The organism is Thermodesulfatator indicus DSM 15286, from assembly GCF_000217795.1.
Lineage (GTDB): Bacteria > Desulfobacterota > Thermodesulfobacteria > Thermodesulfobacteriales > Thermodesulfatatoraceae > Thermodesulfatator > Thermodesulfatator indicus.
Genome location: NC_015681.1, coordinates 2,143,175 through 2,162,710 on the forward strand (window position 1 = coordinate 2,143,175; position 19,536 = coordinate 2,162,710).

The 19,536-nt window shown below is 41.8% G+C and carries 18 protein-coding genes; 14 read left to right on the top strand and 4 right to left on the bottom strand.

All coding sequences use genetic code 11. The features are described from left to right. Genes THEIN_RS10565 through THEIN_RS10580 form a run of 4 tightly spaced genes read left to right on the top strand, consistent with a single transcriptional unit; the run spans window position 1 to window position 3,198 of the window. Window positions 1–435, top strand: a complete 435-nt coding sequence (locus THEIN_RS10565; RefSeq protein WP_013908659.1) for a hydrogenase iron-sulfur subunit — start codon at window positions 1–3, stop codon at window positions 433–435. Then, on the top strand, window positions 432–1,415 hold the full coding sequence (locus tag THEIN_RS10570; RefSeq protein WP_013908660.1) for a 4Fe-4S dicluster domain-containing protein: 984 nt from the start codon (window positions 432–434) through the stop codon (window positions 1,413–1,415). The genes THEIN_RS10565 and THEIN_RS10570 overlap by 4 nt, the downstream gene beginning before the upstream one ends. After that, window positions 1,412–2,389, top strand: a complete 978-nt coding sequence (locus THEIN_RS10575) for a 4Fe-4S dicluster domain-containing protein (protein WP_013908661.1) — start codon at window positions 1,412–1,414, stop codon at window positions 2,387–2,389. Before THEIN_RS10570 ends, THEIN_RS10575 begins: the two co-directional genes overlap by 4 nt. Next, entirely contained in the window at window positions 2,389–3,198 is an 810-nt protein-coding gene (locus THEIN_RS10580; RefSeq protein WP_013908662.1) for an FAD/NAD(P)-binding protein, read from the top strand. Before THEIN_RS10575 ends, THEIN_RS10580 begins: the two co-directional genes overlap by 1 nt. Here THEIN_RS10580 and THEIN_RS10585 read toward each other — a convergent pair. Further along, the gene (locus THEIN_RS10585; RefSeq protein WP_013908663.1) at window positions 3,173–3,628 is read right to left on the bottom strand and encodes a bacteriohemerythrin; all 456 of its coding nucleotides are present in this window, start codon (window positions 3,626–3,628) and stop codon (window positions 3,173–3,175) included. The two genes, THEIN_RS10580 and THEIN_RS10585, sit on opposite strands and share 26 nt — an antisense overlap. Before the next feature lie 62 nt (window positions 3,629–3,690). Here THEIN_RS10585 and THEIN_RS11830 point away from each other — a divergent pair, with 62 nt between their 5' ends. The 5 genes from THEIN_RS11830 to alaS all read left to right on the top strand — a co-directional run bounded on the left by THEIN_RS11830 (window position 3,691) and on the right by alaS (window position 10,358). Next, on the top strand, window positions 3,691–4,542 hold the full coding sequence (locus THEIN_RS11830) for a rhomboid family intramembrane serine protease (RefSeq protein WP_013908664.1): 852 nt from the start codon (window positions 3,691–3,693) through the stop codon (window positions 4,540–4,542). Between the two features lie 44 nt (window positions 4,543–4,586). Beyond that, window positions 4,587–5,507, top strand: coding sequence for a vitamin K epoxide reductase family protein (locus THEIN_RS10595; protein WP_013908665.1), 921 nt, complete (start codon window positions 4,587–4,589; stop codon window positions 5,505–5,507). 191 nt (window positions 5,508–5,698) lie between these two features. Then, the gene (locus THEIN_RS10600; protein ID WP_013908666.1) at window positions 5,699–6,205 is read left to right on the top strand and encodes an STT3 domain-containing protein; all 507 of its coding nucleotides are present in this window, start codon (window positions 5,699–5,701) and stop codon (window positions 6,203–6,205) included. Window positions 6,206–6,215: 10 nt separating this feature from the next. Continuing rightward, window positions 6,216–7,436, top strand: a complete 1,221-nt coding sequence (locus THEIN_RS10605) for a hypothetical protein (RefSeq protein WP_148236962.1) — start codon at window positions 6,216–6,218, stop codon at window positions 7,434–7,436. Between the two features lie 240 nt (window positions 7,437–7,676). Next, a complete protein-coding gene (alaS, locus tag THEIN_RS10610) occupies window positions 7,677–10,358 on the top strand; it encodes an alanine--tRNA ligase (protein WP_425358414.1) in 2,682 nt (893 codons plus the stop codon). A gap of 30 nt (window positions 10,359–10,388) precedes the next feature. On the opposite strand, the gene THEIN_RS10615 is transcribed toward alaS, so the two are convergent. Next, on the bottom strand, window positions 10,389–11,432 hold the full coding sequence (locus tag THEIN_RS10615) for a metallophosphoesterase family protein (protein ID WP_013908668.1): 1,044 nt from the start codon (window positions 11,430–11,432) through the stop codon (window positions 10,389–10,391). Between the two features lie 53 nt (window positions 11,433–11,485). Next, window positions 11,486–14,758 carry an NAD nucleotidase gene (nadN, locus tag THEIN_RS11835; RefSeq protein ID WP_013908669.1) on the bottom strand — a complete coding sequence of 1,091 codons (3,273 nt, stop codon included), beginning with the start codon at window positions 14,756–14,758 and terminating at the stop codon, window positions 11,486–11,488. Between the two features lie 145 nt (window positions 14,759–14,903). Between nadN and THEIN_RS10625 the strand changes: the two genes are divergently transcribed. Genes THEIN_RS10625 through THEIN_RS10645 form a run of 5 tightly spaced genes read left to right on the top strand, consistent with a single transcriptional unit; the run spans window position 14,904 to window position 19,151 of the window. Then, the gene (locus tag THEIN_RS10625; RefSeq protein WP_013908670.1) at window positions 14,904–15,755 is read left to right on the top strand and encodes a diacylglycerol kinase family protein; all 852 of its coding nucleotides are present in this window, start codon (window positions 14,904–14,906) and stop codon (window positions 15,753–15,755) included. A 4-nt stretch (window positions 15,756–15,759) separates the two neighbouring features. Further along, window positions 15,760–16,332 carry an acyltransferase gene (locus tag THEIN_RS10630; RefSeq protein WP_013908671.1) on the top strand — a complete coding sequence of 191 codons (573 nt, stop codon included), beginning with the start codon at window positions 15,760–15,762 and terminating at the stop codon, window positions 16,330–16,332. Window positions 16,333–16,365: 33 nt separating this feature from the next. Then, window positions 16,366–17,127, top strand: a complete 762-nt coding sequence (locus THEIN_RS10635; RefSeq protein WP_013908672.1) for an ABC transporter ATP-binding protein — start codon at window positions 16,366–16,368, stop codon at window positions 17,125–17,127. Then, on the top strand, window positions 17,127–17,861 hold the full coding sequence (locus THEIN_RS10640; protein ID WP_013908673.1) for an ABC transporter ATP-binding protein: 735 nt from the start codon (window positions 17,127–17,129) through the stop codon (window positions 17,859–17,861). Before THEIN_RS10635 ends, THEIN_RS10640 begins: the two co-directional genes overlap by 1 nt. A 9-nt stretch (window positions 17,862–17,870) precedes the next feature. Further along, a complete protein-coding gene (locus THEIN_RS10645; RefSeq protein ID WP_013908674.1) occupies window positions 17,871–19,151 on the top strand; it encodes a phenylacetate--CoA ligase family protein in 1,281 nt (426 codons plus the stop codon). On the opposite strand, the gene THEIN_RS10650 is transcribed toward THEIN_RS10645, so the two are convergent. Next, window positions 19,152–19,532 carry a hypothetical protein gene (locus THEIN_RS10650; protein ID WP_041434722.1) on the bottom strand — a complete coding sequence of 127 codons (381 nt, stop codon included), beginning with the start codon at window positions 19,530–19,532 and terminating at the stop codon, window positions 19,152–19,154. It abuts the gene before it with no gap. Window positions 19,533–19,536: the final 4 nt, after the last annotated feature.

A 19,536-nucleotide genomic window follows, 5' to 3' on the forward strand; every position in this document is an offset into this window, starting at 1 on the left:
ATGTCTGGTTTCGAACCCAAGATTGTAGCTTTTCTCTGCAACTGGTGCAGTTACGCCGGGGCGGATTTGGCCGGAGTTTCCCGCAGGGCCTATCCCCCGTCTCTAAGAATTATTCGGGTGCCGTGTTCTAGCAGGGTTACACCAGCCATGATACTTTCAGCCTTAAAGTCCGGGGCAGACGGGGTTTTGGTGTCAGGTTGTCACCCTGGGGATTGTCATTATCTTACGGGAAATCTTTTTGCCCGCAGGCGGTTTTTTATGTTACGCAAACTTTTGGAATTCGTTGGTATTGAACCTGAAAGAGTTGAGTTTGTCTGGGTTTCTGCCTCTGAAGGAAACGTGTTTGCCGAGCTAGTTAAAGAAATGACGGAAAGTTTGCGTCGTTTAGGTCCGAACCTTAAATTCAGAAAGACTTTGAGGAAGGAGATTCTTTGAAGGAATTAACGGAAAAAATACGCGATAAAACGCAAGAAATTCTGGCTAAAGGCCTGGTGGAAGGAATTCTCGCCTACGTAGAAAGCTCTGTGCCTTTCAAATCAAGGCCTGACTTTATTACCACTCCGGAAAAAGTTTCTGAAATTATATGGCCAGAGTTTGCGGCTCTGAATCTCCTTTCCCTTTGGCCTAAAATTAAAGGCAAACGCATAGCCCTCTTGGCTAATGGTTGTACAGCAAGGTCCCTTTCTGTACTCGTAAAAGAAGGGCAAATAAAAAGAGACGATGTTTATGTCATCGGTGTCCCCTGCCCTGGTTTTCTGGATCTCCAAAAACTTCCCTATCCTTTAAATGAAGTAAAAAATCTCAGCCGAAAGGGCACAAAAATTATTATTGAGACGGGCACACACTCAATAGAGATGCCCCTTGAAGAGGTCTTAAGAGAAAATTGTTTGTCATGTGAACACCCCTCCCCTACTCTTTACGACGAAATGCTACCCGGCAAGGCCCTTTCTGTTTCAAATGAGCCTTACCGACAGGTTGAAGAAATTGAAGGCCTTTCTGTTGAAGAGCGGGCTAATTGGTTTTTTGAAAAAATAGCCGGGCCCTGCATTCGCTGTTACGCCTGCCGTAACGCCTGCCCGCTTTGTTATTGCCCACTTTGTTTTGTAGATGATTCACGGCCCCAGTGGGTAGGAAAGACGCGTGATCCAATAGACAATGCCCTTTATCATATTGTGCGGGCCTATCATCTGGCCGGCCGCTGTGTAGATTGTGGAGCCTGTGAGGCCGCCTGCCCGTTGGGCCTCCCCTTGCGACTACTTACGAAAAAGTTAGAAAAAGAGGCTCTAATGGCTTTTGGTTACAAGGCTGGTCTTGACCTGGATAGCCCGCTTCTTTTTGAAACCTATAGCGAAAATGATCCCGAGGATTTTATGCTGCACCATCGGCTCAGGTCCCGTAAAAGGGAGGAGGCATGATCTGGTCTCTGCCTAAAAAGGCTTTATCTCTGTGGCTGGATTTTTTATCCGAAAAAGGTGCTCTTTTTGTTCCTGAAAACCAGGGTTTTGAGCCTTATCAGGGTAAGGTTTTTTTAGAAGGTAAACCAAGGCTTTCTATTAAGAGTTTTTTTCTTCCCTGGCGTGAACCGATTCTTTTTTTTGAATCTATCCCGGGAGCTATTCCTGAAAAAATAAGCCCTGAGACTAAAGGTATTATTTTTGGAGTTTTGCCCTGTGACGCCAAAGGGATAACACTTATAGAAAAAGTCTTTAAAGATGACCCCTTTTTTAAGGATAGACGAAGGCATTTTTCCCTTATCGGGTTTATTCGGGAAAAGTCCGAAGGTTGTTTTTGCGACGCCATGGGGGTTGACCCGTTTAAAGGAGAAGGGCTTGATTTGTTGGTTTTACCTGGTGAAGACTCATTTCTGGTCCAAGTAATAAAAAAACGAGCTCTGGAATTATTGCCCCCTCAGGCCAGGGAGGCCTCACCGGAAGAGATAGAACTTTTCCAAAAAACACAAGTTGACTTCAAAAAGAGAGCTTATGTCTCGCCTCTGTGGGAAAAACTTAAAAAAACAGAAGTTATGCCCCTTTATGAAGCTTCTTTTTGGGAGGAACTTTCTTTTCCCTGTCTTAATTGCGGAATATGTACCTTTATTTGCCCGACCTGTTATTGTTTTGATGTGCAGGACGAAGTGATAGGGAAGGAAGGCATAAGAATAAGACTACCAGATGCCTGCATGTTTCCTCTTTACAGCCAGCATGCCTCAGGGCACAATCCACGTCGCGAGCCTTTAGCTCGTTTTAGAAACAGGTTCATGCACAAATTTAAGTACTTTCTTGACGAATATGGCGAACCACTTTGTGTAGGCTGTGGACGCTGTAATGAGGCCTGTCCCGCTGGTATTAATCTTTGGGATGTTTTAAAGGCCATGGGAGAGGTGGCTTAATGTATTCCTTACCCGCCAGGATTGAAAAAATCGTAGTGGAAACTGAAGACGGCCTTATAAAAAGCTTTTATCTTAAGCCCATTGAAGGGGCTCTTCCCTTACCGCGTCCTGGCCAATTTGCTATGCTTTCCGTTCCGGGCAAAGGGGAATGTCCCATAGGGATTGCCTCAGCCCCCCATGAAGAATACTGGCTATTCAGTATATTTCGCACAGGTCTTGTAACGGACGCCCTTCACCGCTTACCTGAAGGCACAATTATTGGTCTTAGGGGCCCGTTGGGAAATGGTTACCCGTTAGAAAAATTTAGAGAAAAAAATATTGTCCTCATTGCCGGGGGTTTTGCGATAACCACTTTACGGGCCACTTTAGTTTATCTTTTGAAACATCGCCAAGACTATGGCGAAGTAACCATGATTTATGGGGCGAGAAACCCCGGGCTACTCCTTTACAAAAATGAACTTAATGAATGGCAAAAGCGGGAGGATCTAAATTTATATTTAACTGTGGATGTCGAAGCCCCTGGTTGGGAAGGTCTGGTGGGTTTTGTGCCCCAAATTACCGAAAAAGTTGCCCCTCAAGGAGAAAACGCCGTAGCCCTGGTGTGTGGTCCGCCGGTGATGATAAAATTTACCCTGCCGATACTTGAAAAACTTGGCTTTTCTCCTGAAAATATCTATCTATCCCTTGAAAACCGTATGCGTTGCGGTCTTGGCCTTTGCAGGCACTGTAACGTGGGGCCAGCCTTGGTATGTAAGGATGGCCCGGTATTTTCTCTCTCAGAGCTTAAGCGCTTGCCGCCTGAATACTAATTTCTGGCGGTTTCTGGAAATACTTGGCTGTTTCTTTGTCTATTTTAAGAATATGTTCACAGAGCCAATAACTTAAGAAGGCGAATAAATCTAGCACATGTCTTCTTTCATTCTGGCCCTGGTGATAATCTTCTAACACCCCGCGGAATTCCTGAACTTTATCTATAAAATAACGGTGCTGTTTGAAATGACGCTCTTTTAAATCTTCTGGAAAACCAGGGGTTGTTTTCATTAGGTGTTCTTCAGTGCCAAAGTGGTCAACGGTATATTGGGTTAAAAAATTAAGGACGCTGTCTATTTCTTCTTTTGATGGGTTTTTATTTCTTAAAAGAACATGCAGGCGATTAAGGGTTTCTATTAACTGCTGATGTTGCGCGTCTATTTGGGAGACACCGGTTAAGAACTCGTCTTGCCATTTGATAAAAGACATAAGCCCTCCTTTGTAAGGAATTCTATATAGCTTTTCGGCCAAAAAATTTTTATCCTTTAAAGATGAAGCCAAAATTGTTGTTCCGTGGAAATAAAGCCGAAGCCAAAAGATATTCCTTAGTTTTGCTGGCTAGAGGAATTGAACACGAAATAGTTCCCGGCGGAAAGTGGGAAATTTATGTTGGAGAGGAAGCCTTTTTAAAGGCCAAAGAAGAAATAAGACTTTATGAACAGGAAAATAAAACCTTAATTCAAAATCAAGCCCATAATTATTACAGTGCAGAAGCTATCTTCTGGACAATGGCTTTTTTAGGGGTTTTAAATGCCTTATTACTTTTTGTTGAACCGAAAGAAAAACTATTGATCATAGGTGCTGCAGATAACGTTAAATTTTCTCAAGGTGAATGGTGGAGAGTTTTTACGTCTCTTACCCTTCATCAGGATTTTGGACACTTAATGGGAAATCTGGTATTTACCGGGCTTTTTATGTTTTTTTTGAGGCCTTTTTTATCTCTAGGTCTTTCATGGTTAATGATAATTTTAAGTGGAGCGATTGGAAACAGCTGGAATTTAGCTTTGCACACAGAGAGACATATTTCTATAGGCTTTTCAACGGCTTCTTTTGGATGCTTAGGGATTATAAGTGTTTTTTTAGCCTTTCAAAAAAAATCCAAGCGGTTACTTTTGGCTGTAGGCTTTGCCCTAGCTTTTTTAGGCTTTTTGGGCTCAGGAGGTACAAACGTAGATTTAGGAGCCCATTTTTTAGGGCTTTTAGCAGGAGTTTATTTAGGGGTGCTCTGGAATCTATTTTTGGACAAAAGTTGTAATTATAAATTTTCGTTAATAGGCTTGGTGGCTGGATTTAGTCTTTTAGTCCTTGCCTGGATTTGGGCCTTTTTAAACTATAGCGCTTAGTTGCCGAAATAAAATAAAGAATTTAGGCAAAAAGGGGGCTGGTTATGAAAGAAGCCCTGTTAAATGAAAAGATGACCGTAGAAAGATCTATGAGCCAGCCGTTTTTTCGTGATTTCATGTTTTTTAAACGGGAAAAACTAATTTCTTTAGTGTTATTAGCTTCTATAGCTGGTTTTTTCTTTTGTGTTACCGAAGTTTTTTTGGGATTTTTTGGCAAAAGCGTATGTACTTCAAGTGCTTGTTACGTAGTTGAAGAATTTTCTCAGCTTTCACGGCAAACTTTAGCTGCTTTGGCTGCTATTTATTTTGCTATAGTTTTCTTTTTAGCCAGGGCCTTTTTGAAAGGAGATCGTCTAGTAGTCCCCTTCCTTTGTGTTACTGCATCTGTAGCCCTTGCTGGAGAGATGGTCCTCCTTTCGCGCCAGGCCTGGGATTATCATCTGCATTGTCCTTTCTGCGTAACCGTAGGAATTTTTATATTACTCACTGCTCTCCCATCCCTTTTGCGGTTTTTAAGAATCAGCGTTATTTTGGCCGTTATTGCCGTAAGCTGGGCCTTTGCCCTAACTCCTCTTTCCATTGCTCCGCTCTCAGAGGCCTCGGTTAAAAGAATTTATCGTGGAGAACCTTCAGAAAAATATATTTTAATCTATTCAGAAAATTGTCCTCATTGTCATAAAGTACTTAATTTTTGCGAGAAATTAGAAAATTTAGACTTGTTTCTTTGTCCTAAAGATAAAGCTTTGGCCTTTATGCGCAGCTTAGACATAAAGGGAGTCCCAGTTATGATTGTGGACCGCAATGGTGAAAAAAAGATACTGGTAGGCGATAATCTAATACTGGCCTATTTAAAACGAGAAGAAAGTAAAGAAAAATCTTCTGTTTTGCTTCCTGAAGGTTCTACGTTGCCGCTGAATTTACCTTTGCCTGGAGGGATTTGTACTGAAGATAAAAAATGCGATTAATTTTTGGAGCTTTGTAAAAGTTAAGAGTACTATGCACGAGGTGACTTAGATTTTAATGAAGTATTTTTTACTATTACAGAGGCGATACAGTCGTCGCCGTGATCTAACGGAATTGTTTCGCTTCGCTAGCCGTTAATAAAAAATTAGTTTTTACCGATATCTAAACTAGACTTCTGAAATGAGGGTAAATTATGAAAAAAATAATTTTTTTACTTTTGTTAATCGTTATTCCTATCGTTTCAGGACTCTATGTCAGATTTGATGATTTAAGTATCTGGCATAAATATCAAAAATATTTTTATTATGAAAATCGCCCTCTCTTCACTAGCTACGACGCTTTTTTCTTTGCTCGTTGGGGAAAAGAATACTTAGAAGGAAAATTCCAGACCAAAGAAAGAGATCCTTTAAGATTCGTTCCTGATAACTATATTACAGAAAACGTCACTTATCCTTCCCCTATCCCTATGGAAAGCTGGTTAGGAGCCAACCTTGCTAGAATAAAAAACACTCATATTGAAAATGTCGCCCTATGGTTAACCCCTATTCTTTCCGTGTTATTTGTAATCCCTCTTATTCTCTATTTTTGGAAGATAGATTTACCTATTGCAGGCTTTAGCGGAGCTTTACGAAAAACTGATCTATATATTAATTATTCTTATATTTTCAAATCCTGTTTTTGTTTTTCACGGGATTTTTAATTTATTAGGCTTGGTAAAAACTTATTTAATAAATTATTTCAAACCAGCTGTAGGTGCTGGATTCCCAAATGTTCTTATGTCAATTAGCGAAGCTAAACATTTTGAATTAATACAAATTGCACACATTTCAGCTGGCAATATTTTGGTTTTTATATTAGGCTTTGCTGGAGTAGTTTTATTATTTATTAAGCGCTTTAAAGAAACATTTCTTCTCATTCCAATCTTTTTAATAGGAATTATGGCCTTAAAAGGCGGAAATCGCTTTGCCATGTATCTTTCGCCATTTATAGGCATGGGAATAGGTTATTTCTTGGATGAATTGATTACTTATATTTCTTTCAAAAGAAAACTAAATACTTTTTATCATTATGCTATAAGTTTAATAGTTATTTTTTTGGTTGTGACTGTTTTTCTTTTCAGCAATAAAGAATCTTTTTCTTTCGTGGCCAAACCTAAAATCACTCCTTCTCTTGAGGAAAACTTCATAAAACTGCAAGATTTAACTCCTCTTAATAGCTGGATCTGGACATGGTGGGATTACGGAACAGCTATTCAATATTTAGCGGCCAGAGCTGTCTTTCATGATGGACAGAGCCAAGGATCTCCCAAAACCTATTTTGTAGCTACTTCTTTTTCCTCTCCTGATCCTCAAATCGCTAGAAACATAATCTTAGGAATTTCAAATATAGGAGCCGAAGGTATTAAAGAACTTTCAGAAAATGGCAAAACCCCTGAAGAGATAAAAAAATTAATATTTTCGGGAGCATTTTCTAAACCAGTTAATAATCCTATTTACTGGGCCTTTACCGAGGACTTGATAGGCAAATTTGCCTGGATAAATTTTTTCGGCACTTGGGACTTCCAAACAAAAAGAGGGAAAAAAGCGCCCATTGTTCCACTAGTTTGTAAAAAATCAAGCGCAGAGAAACTCAATTGTGGAAACATAATTATAAACTTAAAAGAAGGGAAAATTGAACAACAGCAAAAAGCATTTCCTTTACGAAAAATAATTATTAAGGATGGCCCCAAAATAATAGAAAGAGATTATCATCATCAAGGTTTTTACTTCGAAATAGTTAACAAAAACAAAGTGAGCCATTTCTTTCTTATGGAAGAACAGCCATATAAATCCATGTTTAATCAAATGTTTATTTTAAGAAATTATGACAAGAGATATTTCGAATTGGTTTATGATAATTTCCCAACAATGGTACTTTTTAAAGTGAAATAAATTAATAAAGTCATTGAATAAGCGACAATTGCGGTCTTGCTAGTGAAGCTCTCTGAGACTGCTTCGGCCTCTAACGAGGCCCCGCAGTAACAGTGAAGGTTACTTCGCCTTGGCGATTATGCCAGCAATGATACTTTATTACTAAAAAACGCTCGGTTTAATAAATAAGATCTAAGTTCTAACTTAATTTCCAGTTAAAATTTTCCCCAAAAACTCTGGTAAAATTAAGATTCAATGTATATGTTTTTGCTAAACAAAAAAACAGGAGGATTTCCCGTGCGCTATTTGAAAGGGAAAGAGATAAGAAAGCTTTTTTTAGATTACTTTGCCAAACATGGCCACGAAATAGTCCCCAGTTCGCCGCTGGTGCCGGCAGATGACCCTACCCTTCTTTTTACCAACGCCGGAATGGTGCAATTTAAAAAGGTATTTCTTGGCCAGGAAGAAAGGCCATATAAACGGGCGGCCTCCTGCCAAAAATGTGTACGCGCTGGTGGAAAACACAATGACCTTGAAAATGTCGGCTATACCGCCAGGCATCACACTTTTTTTGAAATGCTCGGGAACTTCTCTTTTGGTGACTACTTTAAAGAAGAAGCCATCTATTACGCCTGGGATTTTTTGACCAAAGTGCTTGAGCTTCCCAAAGAGCGCTTATACGTTACGGTCTATAAAGATGACGATGAGGCCTTTTCCCTCTGGCAAAAGATTGCTGGCCTTCCAGCGGAACGCATTGTGCGCTTGGGAGAAAAAGACAATTTCTGGGCCATGGGAGATACTGGCCCCTGCGGCCCGTGTTCAGAGATAATCTTCGACCAGGGGCCTGAAGTTGGTTGTGGCCGCCCTGACTGCCAGGTGGGATGCGATTGTGACCGCTACCTTGAACTCTGGAATCTCGTTTTCATGCAATACGAGCGTGACGAAAAAGGGAATCTCTCTCCACTCCCTCGCCCCTGTATTGATACCGGCATGGGTCTTGAGCGCATCACCGCCACTATTCAGGGAGTTAAAACCAATTTTGACTGCGACCTCTTTGCCGGCCTTATGGCCAAGATTTCAGACTTAACAGGCTTTATCTACGGTGAAGACAAGAAGCGTGATGTGGCCTTTCGCGTAATTGCTGACCATTCTCGCGCGGCGGCCTTTCTCATTGCCGACGGCGTCCTTCCTTCTAACGAAGGCCGTGGCTACGTGCTTAGGCGTATTATCCGACGCGCCGTGCGTTTCGGGAGGACCCTTGGCCTTGAAAAGCCCTTTCTTTACGACACGGCAAGCGTAGTAGTTGAAGAAATGAGCGATGTCTATCCTGAGCTTTTGCGAGCTGCTCAAACCATTGAAAAAATACTGGTGCTTGAGGAAGAACGTTTTAGGGAAACTCTTGAAAGGGGTTTAGCTTTGCTTGAGGAAGAACTAAAGAAACTTTCTCAGGCCGGGCAAAAAGTTATTCCCGGAGCATTTATCTTCAAGCTTTACGATACTTATGGTTTCCCTTACGACATAGTGCGAGACATTGCCCTTGAACGCGGTTTTGAGCTTGACATGCTTGGTTTTGAAAAAGAGATGGCCAAGCAGCGCGAAAGGAGCCGCAAGGCCTGGAAAGGCGAGATGGCCAAAGCTCCACAGGTGTTTATTAAACTCCTTGAAAAGGGCCTGGGCAAAGAGTTTGTAGGCTATGAGACTACCGAGGCCGAAGCGGAAATTCTCGCCATGGTTAAAGACGGCCAGGAGGTAGAAGAAATCTCGGCAGGTGAAAAGGCCGAGGCCGTTTTTTCTGAGACACCTTTTTACGGTGAGGCCGGCGGTCAGGTAGGAGATACCGGGCTTGTAATCGGCCCGGAAGGCCAGGCTGAAGTTACCGACACTTATCGCCTGGGGGAACTATTTATCCACAAGCTTAAGGTAAAAACAGGTAAACTAAAGAAGGGCGAAAAAGTAAAGCTTTCGGTATTTTCTTCACGAAGAGCCGCTATTGCCAGGCACCACACCGCTACTCATCTTTTGCACGCGGCCTTACGCCGCCTACTGGGAGACCATGTGCACCAGGCAGGTTCTCTCGTTGCTCCAGAGCGTTTGCGTTTTGACTTTACTCACTTTGAGCCTCTAACCCAGGAAGAAATTTTTGCCCTGGAAGATCTAATTAACGCCCGCGTAAGAGATAATTTGCCTGTAGAAGTCAAACTCATGAGCTATCAGGAGGCCGTAAAACAGGGAGCCATGGCTCTCTTTGGCGAAAAATATGAAGATAAGGTGCGGGTAATTCGCATAGGTTCTTTTTCCATGGAACTTTGCGGAGGCACCCATGTTCACCGCACCGGCGACCTTGGCTTTTTCAAAATCGTCTCTGAGAGTAGTGTTTCGGCAGGGGTAAGACGTATTGAAGCGGTAGTAGGAGAGCCAGCGGTAAACTTTGTCCATGACTTAGAGAAAGAAAAGGCAACTCTTGCGGCCAAACTAAAAGTCGCGCCAGCTGAACTCCACAAAAGGATTGATACCCTTCTAAAACAGCTAAAAGAAGCTCAGGAAGAAATAGAGTCTTTAAAACGACAGTTAGCTAGAGGAAGTCTGGAAGAGCTCCTCTCACAGGTAAAAGAAATAAACGGCGTGAAACTTTTAGCGGCCGAGGTAACGGCCAAGGACGCCAAGACCATGCGCGAGATGGGAGATTTCTTGCGTAACAAACTGGGTTCCGGAGTAATAGTGCTTGGAGCAGCGGCTAATGGCAAGGCTCAGCTTCTGGCCATGGTTACCAAAGACCTCAAAGATAAAGTACATGCCGGAAAAATTATTGCGGAACTGGCGCAAGTGGTAGGAGGCCGCGGCGGCGGCCGTCCTGACATGGCCCAAGGTGGTGGGCCCAAGGGAGAAGCTTTAAAAGAGGCCCTTATCAAGGCCGAAGAAGTTGTGGCTAAAATGCTAGGATAAGTAGGGGGCTTGTTTTAGCCCCCTACTTATTTAAAGAGCTGGTAAAACAACAGGTTTTATGACAAACATATTTTGAGGATCGTTGGGGTTTACTGTAATTTCTACCCAGCTTGTTTCTTTGCCACCAAAAGTTTCTACCCTTGAAAAATTGGGAACTATAGTCCAATTACTTTCAAAAAACATGGGCTTATCAAACTGAAAAAAGTGAGTATCACCGTGAACAAGCAAAACCTGCCCTGGAAAAGATATAGTTTCTTCTTTTAAAACATTGAAAAAGTCTGTAAAACCATTTTTTTCGTTTAAATTTTTTAGAAATTTTTTATATCCCTTAATCGTGGGTACATAAGGATAATAAATATCGGCTTGAATAGCCACTATGACAGCTTTTAGATTTTTTTTCTTAGCAATAGCAAAAGATTCTTTTAGCCATTTTATGTTAGCTTTGTTCCTTTCTCGATATTCATCAGTGGCTTTTTCACAATCTTTCCAAGTTCTTTTTGACTTTTTAAAACATAGTTTATCACTCGAAACTAAATTATTATTACTTCCTACAACATGTAAAGACACTAACATTACATTGTGATATATTAATCTAGAATTTTCACTGAATTTATCCCCTAACTTTCCTTGTCTATCTACTGGTAAATGATTTTTTCCTTGAGTATAAGGTTTGTTAAAAAAGATTCTTCTTATATAAGAAAGTCTTTCTAAAGGATCATAGCTTCCGTTACTTACACGGTGACAGTCTGTCCACTCATTATCACCGACAGAATAAATAACCGGAGCATTAATTTTGTTAAAATAATCAATGAGTTTTTTGCCTATCACTTCGTCAGAACAAACTGAGCTTCCATCTTTGGTATCTCCCGTAAAAATGACTAAATCAATATCAGATTGATTTATAGAATTTATGGTAATCGTTTTTATTTTACCTTTATCAATGATTTCATTAGGAAGAACAGCAATTTTAAAGGATTTATCAGACCATACGTAATCTTTAGCGGCAAATGAAATCTTAACCAAGTATAATAATAAAAAACAAATTAACAGAAAAATGAGATTCTTGACCCTCATATTAGCCTCCTTATATACTTTTGCCCCGAGTCAACTGACTCGGAGCTCTTTGCTTATTCTCCTAGATTGATTTGATAAATAGCTGTAGTACCGCTCTCTTCAAAAGAAACAATTAGAAGAGGCTTTCCGTTTGGAGATTCTTCGGCTGGTACAAAGGTGAGGCCTTCTGGGGCTACATTACCTTTATTAAACTCTGGAAGGTAATAAACAAACTGTGGGTTTTGTGGGTTGGTAATGTCGTAAACCATAATAGAACATTGCCTCTCAAGGCCGATAAAGGCGTAGAACTTGTCACCAATTTTACCCACCACCACGCCTTCTGGTTCCACTCCTTTGTTTCCACTGCGGCCGTCCATTTCTCCTTCATCGTGGTTGAAAAGTTCGGGCTCTTTTTGAGCTACAATTCTACTGAATTCATCGCCACTATCCCAAACCAAATCACCATTTGCATCCCAGATGCTAAAGCTTCTTCCTCCAAAAGCATAGAGTTCTTCATATTCACCATCATTGTCAAGATCACCTAGATCAGTCATTACTTTTAGGTCATTATCTTCTTCATAGCTTGAAGCAATGGAGGGATCGAGATTGAGTTTACTTATTTTCTTCTCATCAGAGTAGCCGTCGTAATCTCTTCCGTCTCCTTCGTTGGCAGTAATAAAAAATAATGTTCCATTTACTTCGTAAGTCGCGATTCCATCTGGCTGGTAAAGACCATATAAACCGGCAAAGTTTTTCATCTCGATCTTTCCATTTTCTTCAATATCAATAGTGTAATGGCCTGGGGTATAATCCTTACGTCCTAAAGATTTTACTAATGAGATAGAATTACTGTTTAGATCAATTTTAGCCACAGCGTTATTTTCCTGAAGGGTAACGAAGGCGTAGTCACCTGCTACGGCAATATATTCTGGTTCAAGGTCTTTAGCCTGGTCATTGGTTGGGGTGCCACCCAGGCGCACAGGGGTACCATCTTTAGCTGGCGTTAAAGTTATACCTCCGAAATCAAGCTCAGTATAAGCGTAATCATTTGTTAGGTTTATTATACCCACTGTACCTTCTGGATCGTAATTATAGGCATCGTTTGGTTCTCCTTCATTAGCCACTAGCACTTTGGTACCATCAGGTGTAAAGGTAATCATATCAGGAAGGTAACCCACGGTGACTTCGCGCTTAAAATTACCCTCGGTATCAAAAAAGATCACTTTACCCTTTAGTTGTTTAGAATCATCAGTGCTATCCACTACCTCCTCGGCTACGGCTACCAAGCCATTTTTAACTGCTACGGAATTTATGCCATCTCCATAGTTGGCTAAGTCTATGCTTTTTATAAGATTAGGGGCAGTTACATTCGAAAGATCATAAATATCAAGAGAATTTTCATCTCCATTAGTGATGAAAAGCCTTTTACTTTGGGGATCATAGACGTTTATTTCGCTGCTAGCTTTGCTTCCAGAGATGAGGCTTAGGAGCTTCATCGTGTTTGGAGTAAAACGCTGAACAGGCATTTCCTCGCGGGGAAGTTTTTCAAGCTTTTTTCCTTCACTGCTGAGCTTTTCTATCATTTCAATAAAAGTCTCAGCGTAACCGAAATAAGTATCTGTTCCGCCTCTTTCTTCAAGTACTTTGCCAAAGGTTAAATAACCGTCTTTTCCAGCAGCAATGTAGCTATTAGTTACAACTTTGTAGGTTTGGTCGGGATTTATAGGACTCCATTCATGGGTTTCACGGTTCATTATTTCAAGGTCATAAACACGCTGATTTTTGGGTTGGGACATGTCTATTTTGTATCTAATGCCGTAAGCGTAAGGGAAGGAGCCTGTTGAACCACCATTATCTTCAAAGTTGGCTAGCGCATCTTCAAGCACTTGTTTGATTTCGGCTCCGGTAAGCTCTAAAGTAAAAAGCGTATTGCTAAAGGGTAACAGGGTATAGACTTCGCCTATGGTTATGGGGCCTTGGTCTATATAAGTTCTTACGCCGCCTGCGTTCTGAATAGCGAGGTCTGCGTCTTTTACCTTTTCGTAAAAAGACTTGGCCACCAAAGGTGCTATTTCACTACCATGTTCTGGCAAGTAGCTAACTCCATCCCACTTGTCACCGGGAATACGGTTATGACCTAAAAACTCAGCGGCTTCTCCTATTTCTTTGTTTTTAAGTTCTTCTACTTGAGAAATGTATTCACTCAATGCTTCAAGAGCCGTTTCGTCAGGGGCCACTACTTCTAGTTTGCCACCACTTTGGGCTATAAGGTCGAGTATGTGGGCTCTAGTAGCTTCGTCCACTTCTACCTTCTTTCCTTCAGCGTCCTTTTGTTTAAAGATATCTCCTAACAAAATGGTGGTAACACCAGAACAATCCGTAACATGGCCGTTTTTGTCAAACTCAACGTGTAATTTTCCTACGGCGTAGGCGTATTGCCAGGCAGAAGCTACGCAAACTTTCGTTCCATCTGCTTTTTCTATAATTTGAGGATACTGATTATATTGAGAGGAAAGACCGTATTCACTATAATCCCCAAGAAGGGAATGAGAATCTCCATCGATGACTACATCAACTCCATCTACTTCTTGAGCCAGGAGCAAGTCGTTTTCCATGCCAAAGTGACTTAAAATGATAATTTTATTCACACCTTGGTTTTCTAATTCCTGGACATACTGCCTGGCCGTTTCAATTTCTTCAAGAAAATCGATGTCTTCTCCAGGATTTGAAGAATCTTTAGTTTTTTGACTATAGCCGATGCCTATTATGCCTATTTTTTCACCCTGACGTTCAATTATGCGGTAAGGCTCCCAGTAGCCTTTGAGAATACTACCTTCTTGAGGAATAATATTGGCGCTGACTACTGGAGCGTTAAGTTTATCAAGGAAAGACTTAAGACCCTCGTTTCCGTTGTCAAATTCATGATTACCAAGTATCACGGCATCCCAATTAATGAAGTTTAGTAGTTTGGCAGTGGCTTCTCCTTTAAAAAGTACATAATAGAGTGTACCAACAATCATATCACCAGCATTAAGCACTATGGGATTAGGCTCGGTTTCGGTAAGAGACTTAATTTTGCTTATTACTCTAGGCATCCCTCCCATCTGCACATAAGTTTTTGTCCCATCGAAATAAAGACTTTTTTCCTCTTCGGGAAGATGAGAGTGAATGTCGTTAAGATGAATGACTGTTAGTTCAAAATTTTCGTTTTCAGCAGTGTTGTTGTCAGAACCAGAGTCGCTAATGCTCAAAAAATCGTTTAGGTTACAACCACCTAACACAAAAAGATTAAGAACCAATAGATAAAGAAATAAAGGTCTAACCAATCTTTTAATTTTGACTGACATTTAGTCCCCCCTCCTACATATTTTTTTGAGCTAGTTTAATGAAAGCGGGCCAAATAGTTGTTAAAGATTTTTTACGAATAGATGACAAAATTTACAGGCTAATAATTTTTTGCTTTTTAAAGTGACTTAAGTAACAATACTTTTGATGGAAGTATCAGATAAAAATAGGCTAAAAAAAGCCGTCCTTCTATGGAACCCTTCGGCGGGGAAAAACTTAAAAGAAGGGTTACTCCTATATGCCCTGGCCAAACAGGCTGGGCTTGCCCAGGCACCAGTTAAAAATTATCAGGAAATAGAAGAAGCTCTCCTAAACTATAGCCGTGAAGGCAAAAGGCATTTCATAGTTAGTGGGGGAGACGGCACTATTTCGGCTTTTATAACTGCTTATCTTAGACATTTGCCCGATCAAGAGATTGCCTTAACGGTGCTTCCGGGTGGCACCAACAATCTTATTGCCTGGGACGTAAGCCGTCCCTTTAGGCAAGTAAAAATTTTTATGAATTTTTTGAAAGCTAAGAAACCTCTCATTTTAAAGCGCCGGGCCTTAAAAGTTATTCCAGGCAATTACTATGGTCTCTTTTGCGCGGCGGGACTCCTGGCGGAAGGGACTTTTTTTTATAATGTCTTGCGAAAAAAAGAAGGGATTAGAGGGCTTAAAAACATTTTTAAGGTCGTTAGAAAGACTTTTAAAAAAGGCCTCAAACGTGAGATTCCCTTGATTGTAGAGACAAACAGCCTGGTCTATTTTCCCGAAACCGCCATGCTTACCACTCTCAATAAACTTTTCATACCTCTTAAGCCTTTTAAAAAAGTAAGTAATTGCCCTAAAATTAAAATAGGCCTATTTCCGCGGAAAATTGTTCCCTTTAAAACCCTTTGTGAAGAGGAAGTGCGCCTTCACACGCCAGGCATCGCCCTTGATGGTGAAGAGATAGAAAGCCCGGCTAATCTCTTTAAAATAAACGTGACGAAAGAAATAACTTTTTTAAAGTGGTAAAGATATGAAAAGAGTTTTCCATTTTTTGGCCATTATCATCGTTTTGCCAACCTGGCTTTTAGTCTGGCTGGAAAAAAAGTTTAATCTTGGTATTCGCATGTACGTGCTATGGGCCCAGTTTTGGGCCCTTGTCCCCGGAATAGTAGGATCATTTTGTCGCCGCGCATACTACTCTTTGATTTTTCCCGACGTCTCTCTTGATTGCGAGATAGGCTTTGGCACCTTTTTTAGCCAGCCCTGGGGAGTTATTGAAAAAGGCGTTTACATTGGACCTTACTGTATTCTTGGAAATGTTATCCTGCGCGAGGGAAGCCTTATTGCCTCACGCGTAAGTATTCCCAGCGGCAAAAGACAGCACCGTCGCTCAAAAGACGGAAAAATTCTTCCGGCGGATCTATCTCACTTCGAGAAGGTAGAAATAGGCCCGCACGCCTGGATTGGAGAAGGGGCCATTGTAATGGCCTCGGTAGGCGAGAAGGCTACAGTGGCTGCGGGTGCCGTAGTCACTAGAAGGGTCCCGCCAGGGTGCGTGGTAGCTGGCAATCCCGCACGTATTTTAAGGAGAGAAAGTTATTGAATTCTTTGAAAGGTTTTATTATTTTCGCCAGCAATGTCAGAGATTCTAAAAGTAAAAAACCTGGTTAAAACTTTTGGAGGCCTAACCGCGGTAAAAAACCTTTCTTTTAGTATCAAAAAAGGGCTTATCACCGCTCTTATCGGCCCCAACGGTTCGGGAAAAACCACTACTTTTAACATGATTTCCGGGCACTTAAGGCCTACTAGTGGGGAAATTTATTTTGAAAATACCCGCATTGATAATTTACCTCCGTATAAAATCGCCCGCCTGGGGATTGCGCGGACCTTTCAAAATCTTGAAATTTTCAGTCATTTAACCACTCTAGAAAATGTCCTTTTAGCGATAAATAGCCGTTTAAAAGTTTTTTTATGGGAAACAGTTGTAAGAGCTCCGTCTTTTTTCCATAAAGAAAGGCTAGCCAGGCAAAAAGCCCTGGAATACTTAAAAATGTTTAACCTGGAGAGCTGGGCGGAAACACCGGCGGCGAGCCTTCCCTTTGGGCTTCAGCGCTATCTGGAAATAGCACGAGCGCTCGCCACCCACCCTACCCTTCTTCTTTTAGACGAAGCCGCCTCCGGCCTTGACGCCAGAGAAAAAGATCTGCTTAAAGAAAGAATAATAGCCCTAAAACAAGAGGGCATCACTATACTGCTAGTGGAACACGACATGAACCTGGTTATGGATCTAGCTGACGAAGTAATTGTGCTTGATATGGGTAGAAAGATTGCCCAGGGAACCCCAAGAGAAATTCAACGTAACCCTGAAGTTATTGCCGTTTATCTGGGAGAGGGATAATGCTTACGGTACGGAACTTGGTTACCTGTTATGGCCCAATTAAGGCTCTGAAAAATATATCTCTTCACGTATCAAAGGGAGAAATTGTCTGCCTCATTGGTGCTAACGGTGCCGGCAAAACCACTCTTATGCTTTCTATCATGGGCATTGTCAAACCCTCTTCAGGGGAGATTCTCTTTGAAGATAAACCTATTCACAAATTGCCAACCCCGAGTATTGTAGCTCGCGGCATAAGCCTTGTGCCTGAAGGCCGCCAGATCTTTTATCCTTTAACCGTTGAAGAAAATTTAGAACTCGGCGCTTATCACCGCTACAAAAAAGAACCTAAAGAAAGTATTCGTCTGGACCTTGAAAAAGTCTATGAGCTTTTTCCCCGTTTAAAAGAAAGACGAAAGCAACTGGCGGGCACGCTTTCTGGAGGAGAACAACAGATGCTCGCCATAGGCCGGGCCTTTATGGCTAGACCTAAGCTCTTAATGCTTGATGAGCCCTCACTCGGGCTTGCTCCGCTTCTGGTAGATAGCATTTTAAAGACCATAAAAAGTCTCAACGAAGAAGGGCTTACTATCTTGCTGGTGGAACAAAACGCTCGCCGCGCCCTTGATTTGGCGCACCGCGGTTACGTGCTAGAAACAGGTAAAATCGTCCTGCAGGGAAAAACCGAAGACCTTATCGCCGATGAAGACATTAGGCGGGCCTATCTTGGCAAAGATTACCGAGAATTTACTGATTAGGAGACAGCCATGAAACCTGATAATGCCGTTGAATATTTGTCTCAGGAAGGCTGGCGTCAATGGCATCTTGAATTACTGCAAAGTACTATTAATCGTGTTTATCACCGCGTGCCTTTTTATCGCAAGTTGATGGATATGCACAATATCTCTCCTGATGACATAAAAAGCCTTGAAGACATGAAAAAACTTCCCTTTACCACCAGAGAACACCTGGAAGAAAACTATCCCTATGATTTGTTTGCCGTGCCTTTGCGAGACATCGTGAGGCTTCATACTTTCCCCGGCCCGCGTACGCCTATTGTAAAGGGCTTCACTTTAAGAGATCTCTCGGCGGTGAGGCGTCTTACCGCTAGGTTTCTAGCCACAAGTGGAGTAACTTCTGAAGATATTGTTTTGATTTGTCTTGATCCGGGAATGTCCGTATGGATTTCAGAGATCAAAGAAGGCGCTGAGGAACTCGGGGCTTCGGTTATCCCGCCTGATCCCCAAAGCGTAAAAAATCGCCTAAAAGTGATGAGAGATTTTAGGGCTTCCGTGCTCATAACTACACCTTCATACGCCCTTTATCTGACAGGTATTATGCAACAAGAAGGTATAGCTCCTCCTAAAAGTCTTCGTCTCATCGTATTTGTAGGGGAAGGAATTGAAGATGAAGAAAGAATGCGTCTGGAACAGGTCCTGGGAGTTTCGACTCGGTTAGGTTACGGAGTAACTGAGGCAGTCGGCCCAGGCATGGGTTATGAATGTGACGAGAAAAACGGATACCACCTGGCCACTGATTACTTCATTCCCGAAATAATTGATCCAGAAACAGGAGAAGATGTGCCCCCAGGAGAGATAGGTGAGCTTGTGATCACCACCGTAGCGGTAAAGGCTAATCCTCTTATTAGATTTCGCACCGGAGACATGACGCGCTTTATCCCAGAGCCCTGCCCTTGTGGGCGCACTACCCCGCGCATTTCGCCGATACAGGCCCAAGCAGATGGTCGGGTTTCCGTGCGGGGGATAAAAATTTCTCTAGCTTATATAGAAAATCTTTTGGAGGAAGCCTATGGCCACGTGCCAGAATATGTTCTTTGTATCCAAAAGAAAAATTATCTGGAAAGGCTTTCCCTTTGGGTGGCCATAAATGAGAAACTCTTTGAACCAAGCATCCTCGGGCTTCACGAAGTAGCGGCCAAATTTGAAAGGCTTTTTGCCGAGACTTTTGGCCTAAACTGTCGTTTAAAACTGGTGGAAAAGGACCATCTTAAAGAAGTATCTAAGGGGAAAAAGATAGTTTATTTATAGCTATTCAAGCTCGTAAGACCAGACGGGGAGAATTTCTCTCTTCTTAAGCTCTTCCTCTATAGATGGAGGAAAATCGTGGGCAACAAATATTTTAAAAACAGGCTTCTTTTCCTGCTCAGCGATAGCTTTACAGAGCTTTTCAAAACGGGATATTTCTTTTTTAGAAGGTCTAACCTTTGCTTCCCCTAAGATAAGGATCTTCTCACCATTGCGCCTGGCGAGACCATAAACATTTACCCGCCGGTCTTTCTTTCCTATCTTTATGTATTTTCGCAAAAGCCGCCCTTCTACTTTTAAGCCGTGCTCGGCCAGAATAGACGGCAGCGCCTTGTAAGCTCGGTTTTCCAGGGTATAGCCAACTGTATCAGAAAGGCCTTCCACCCGC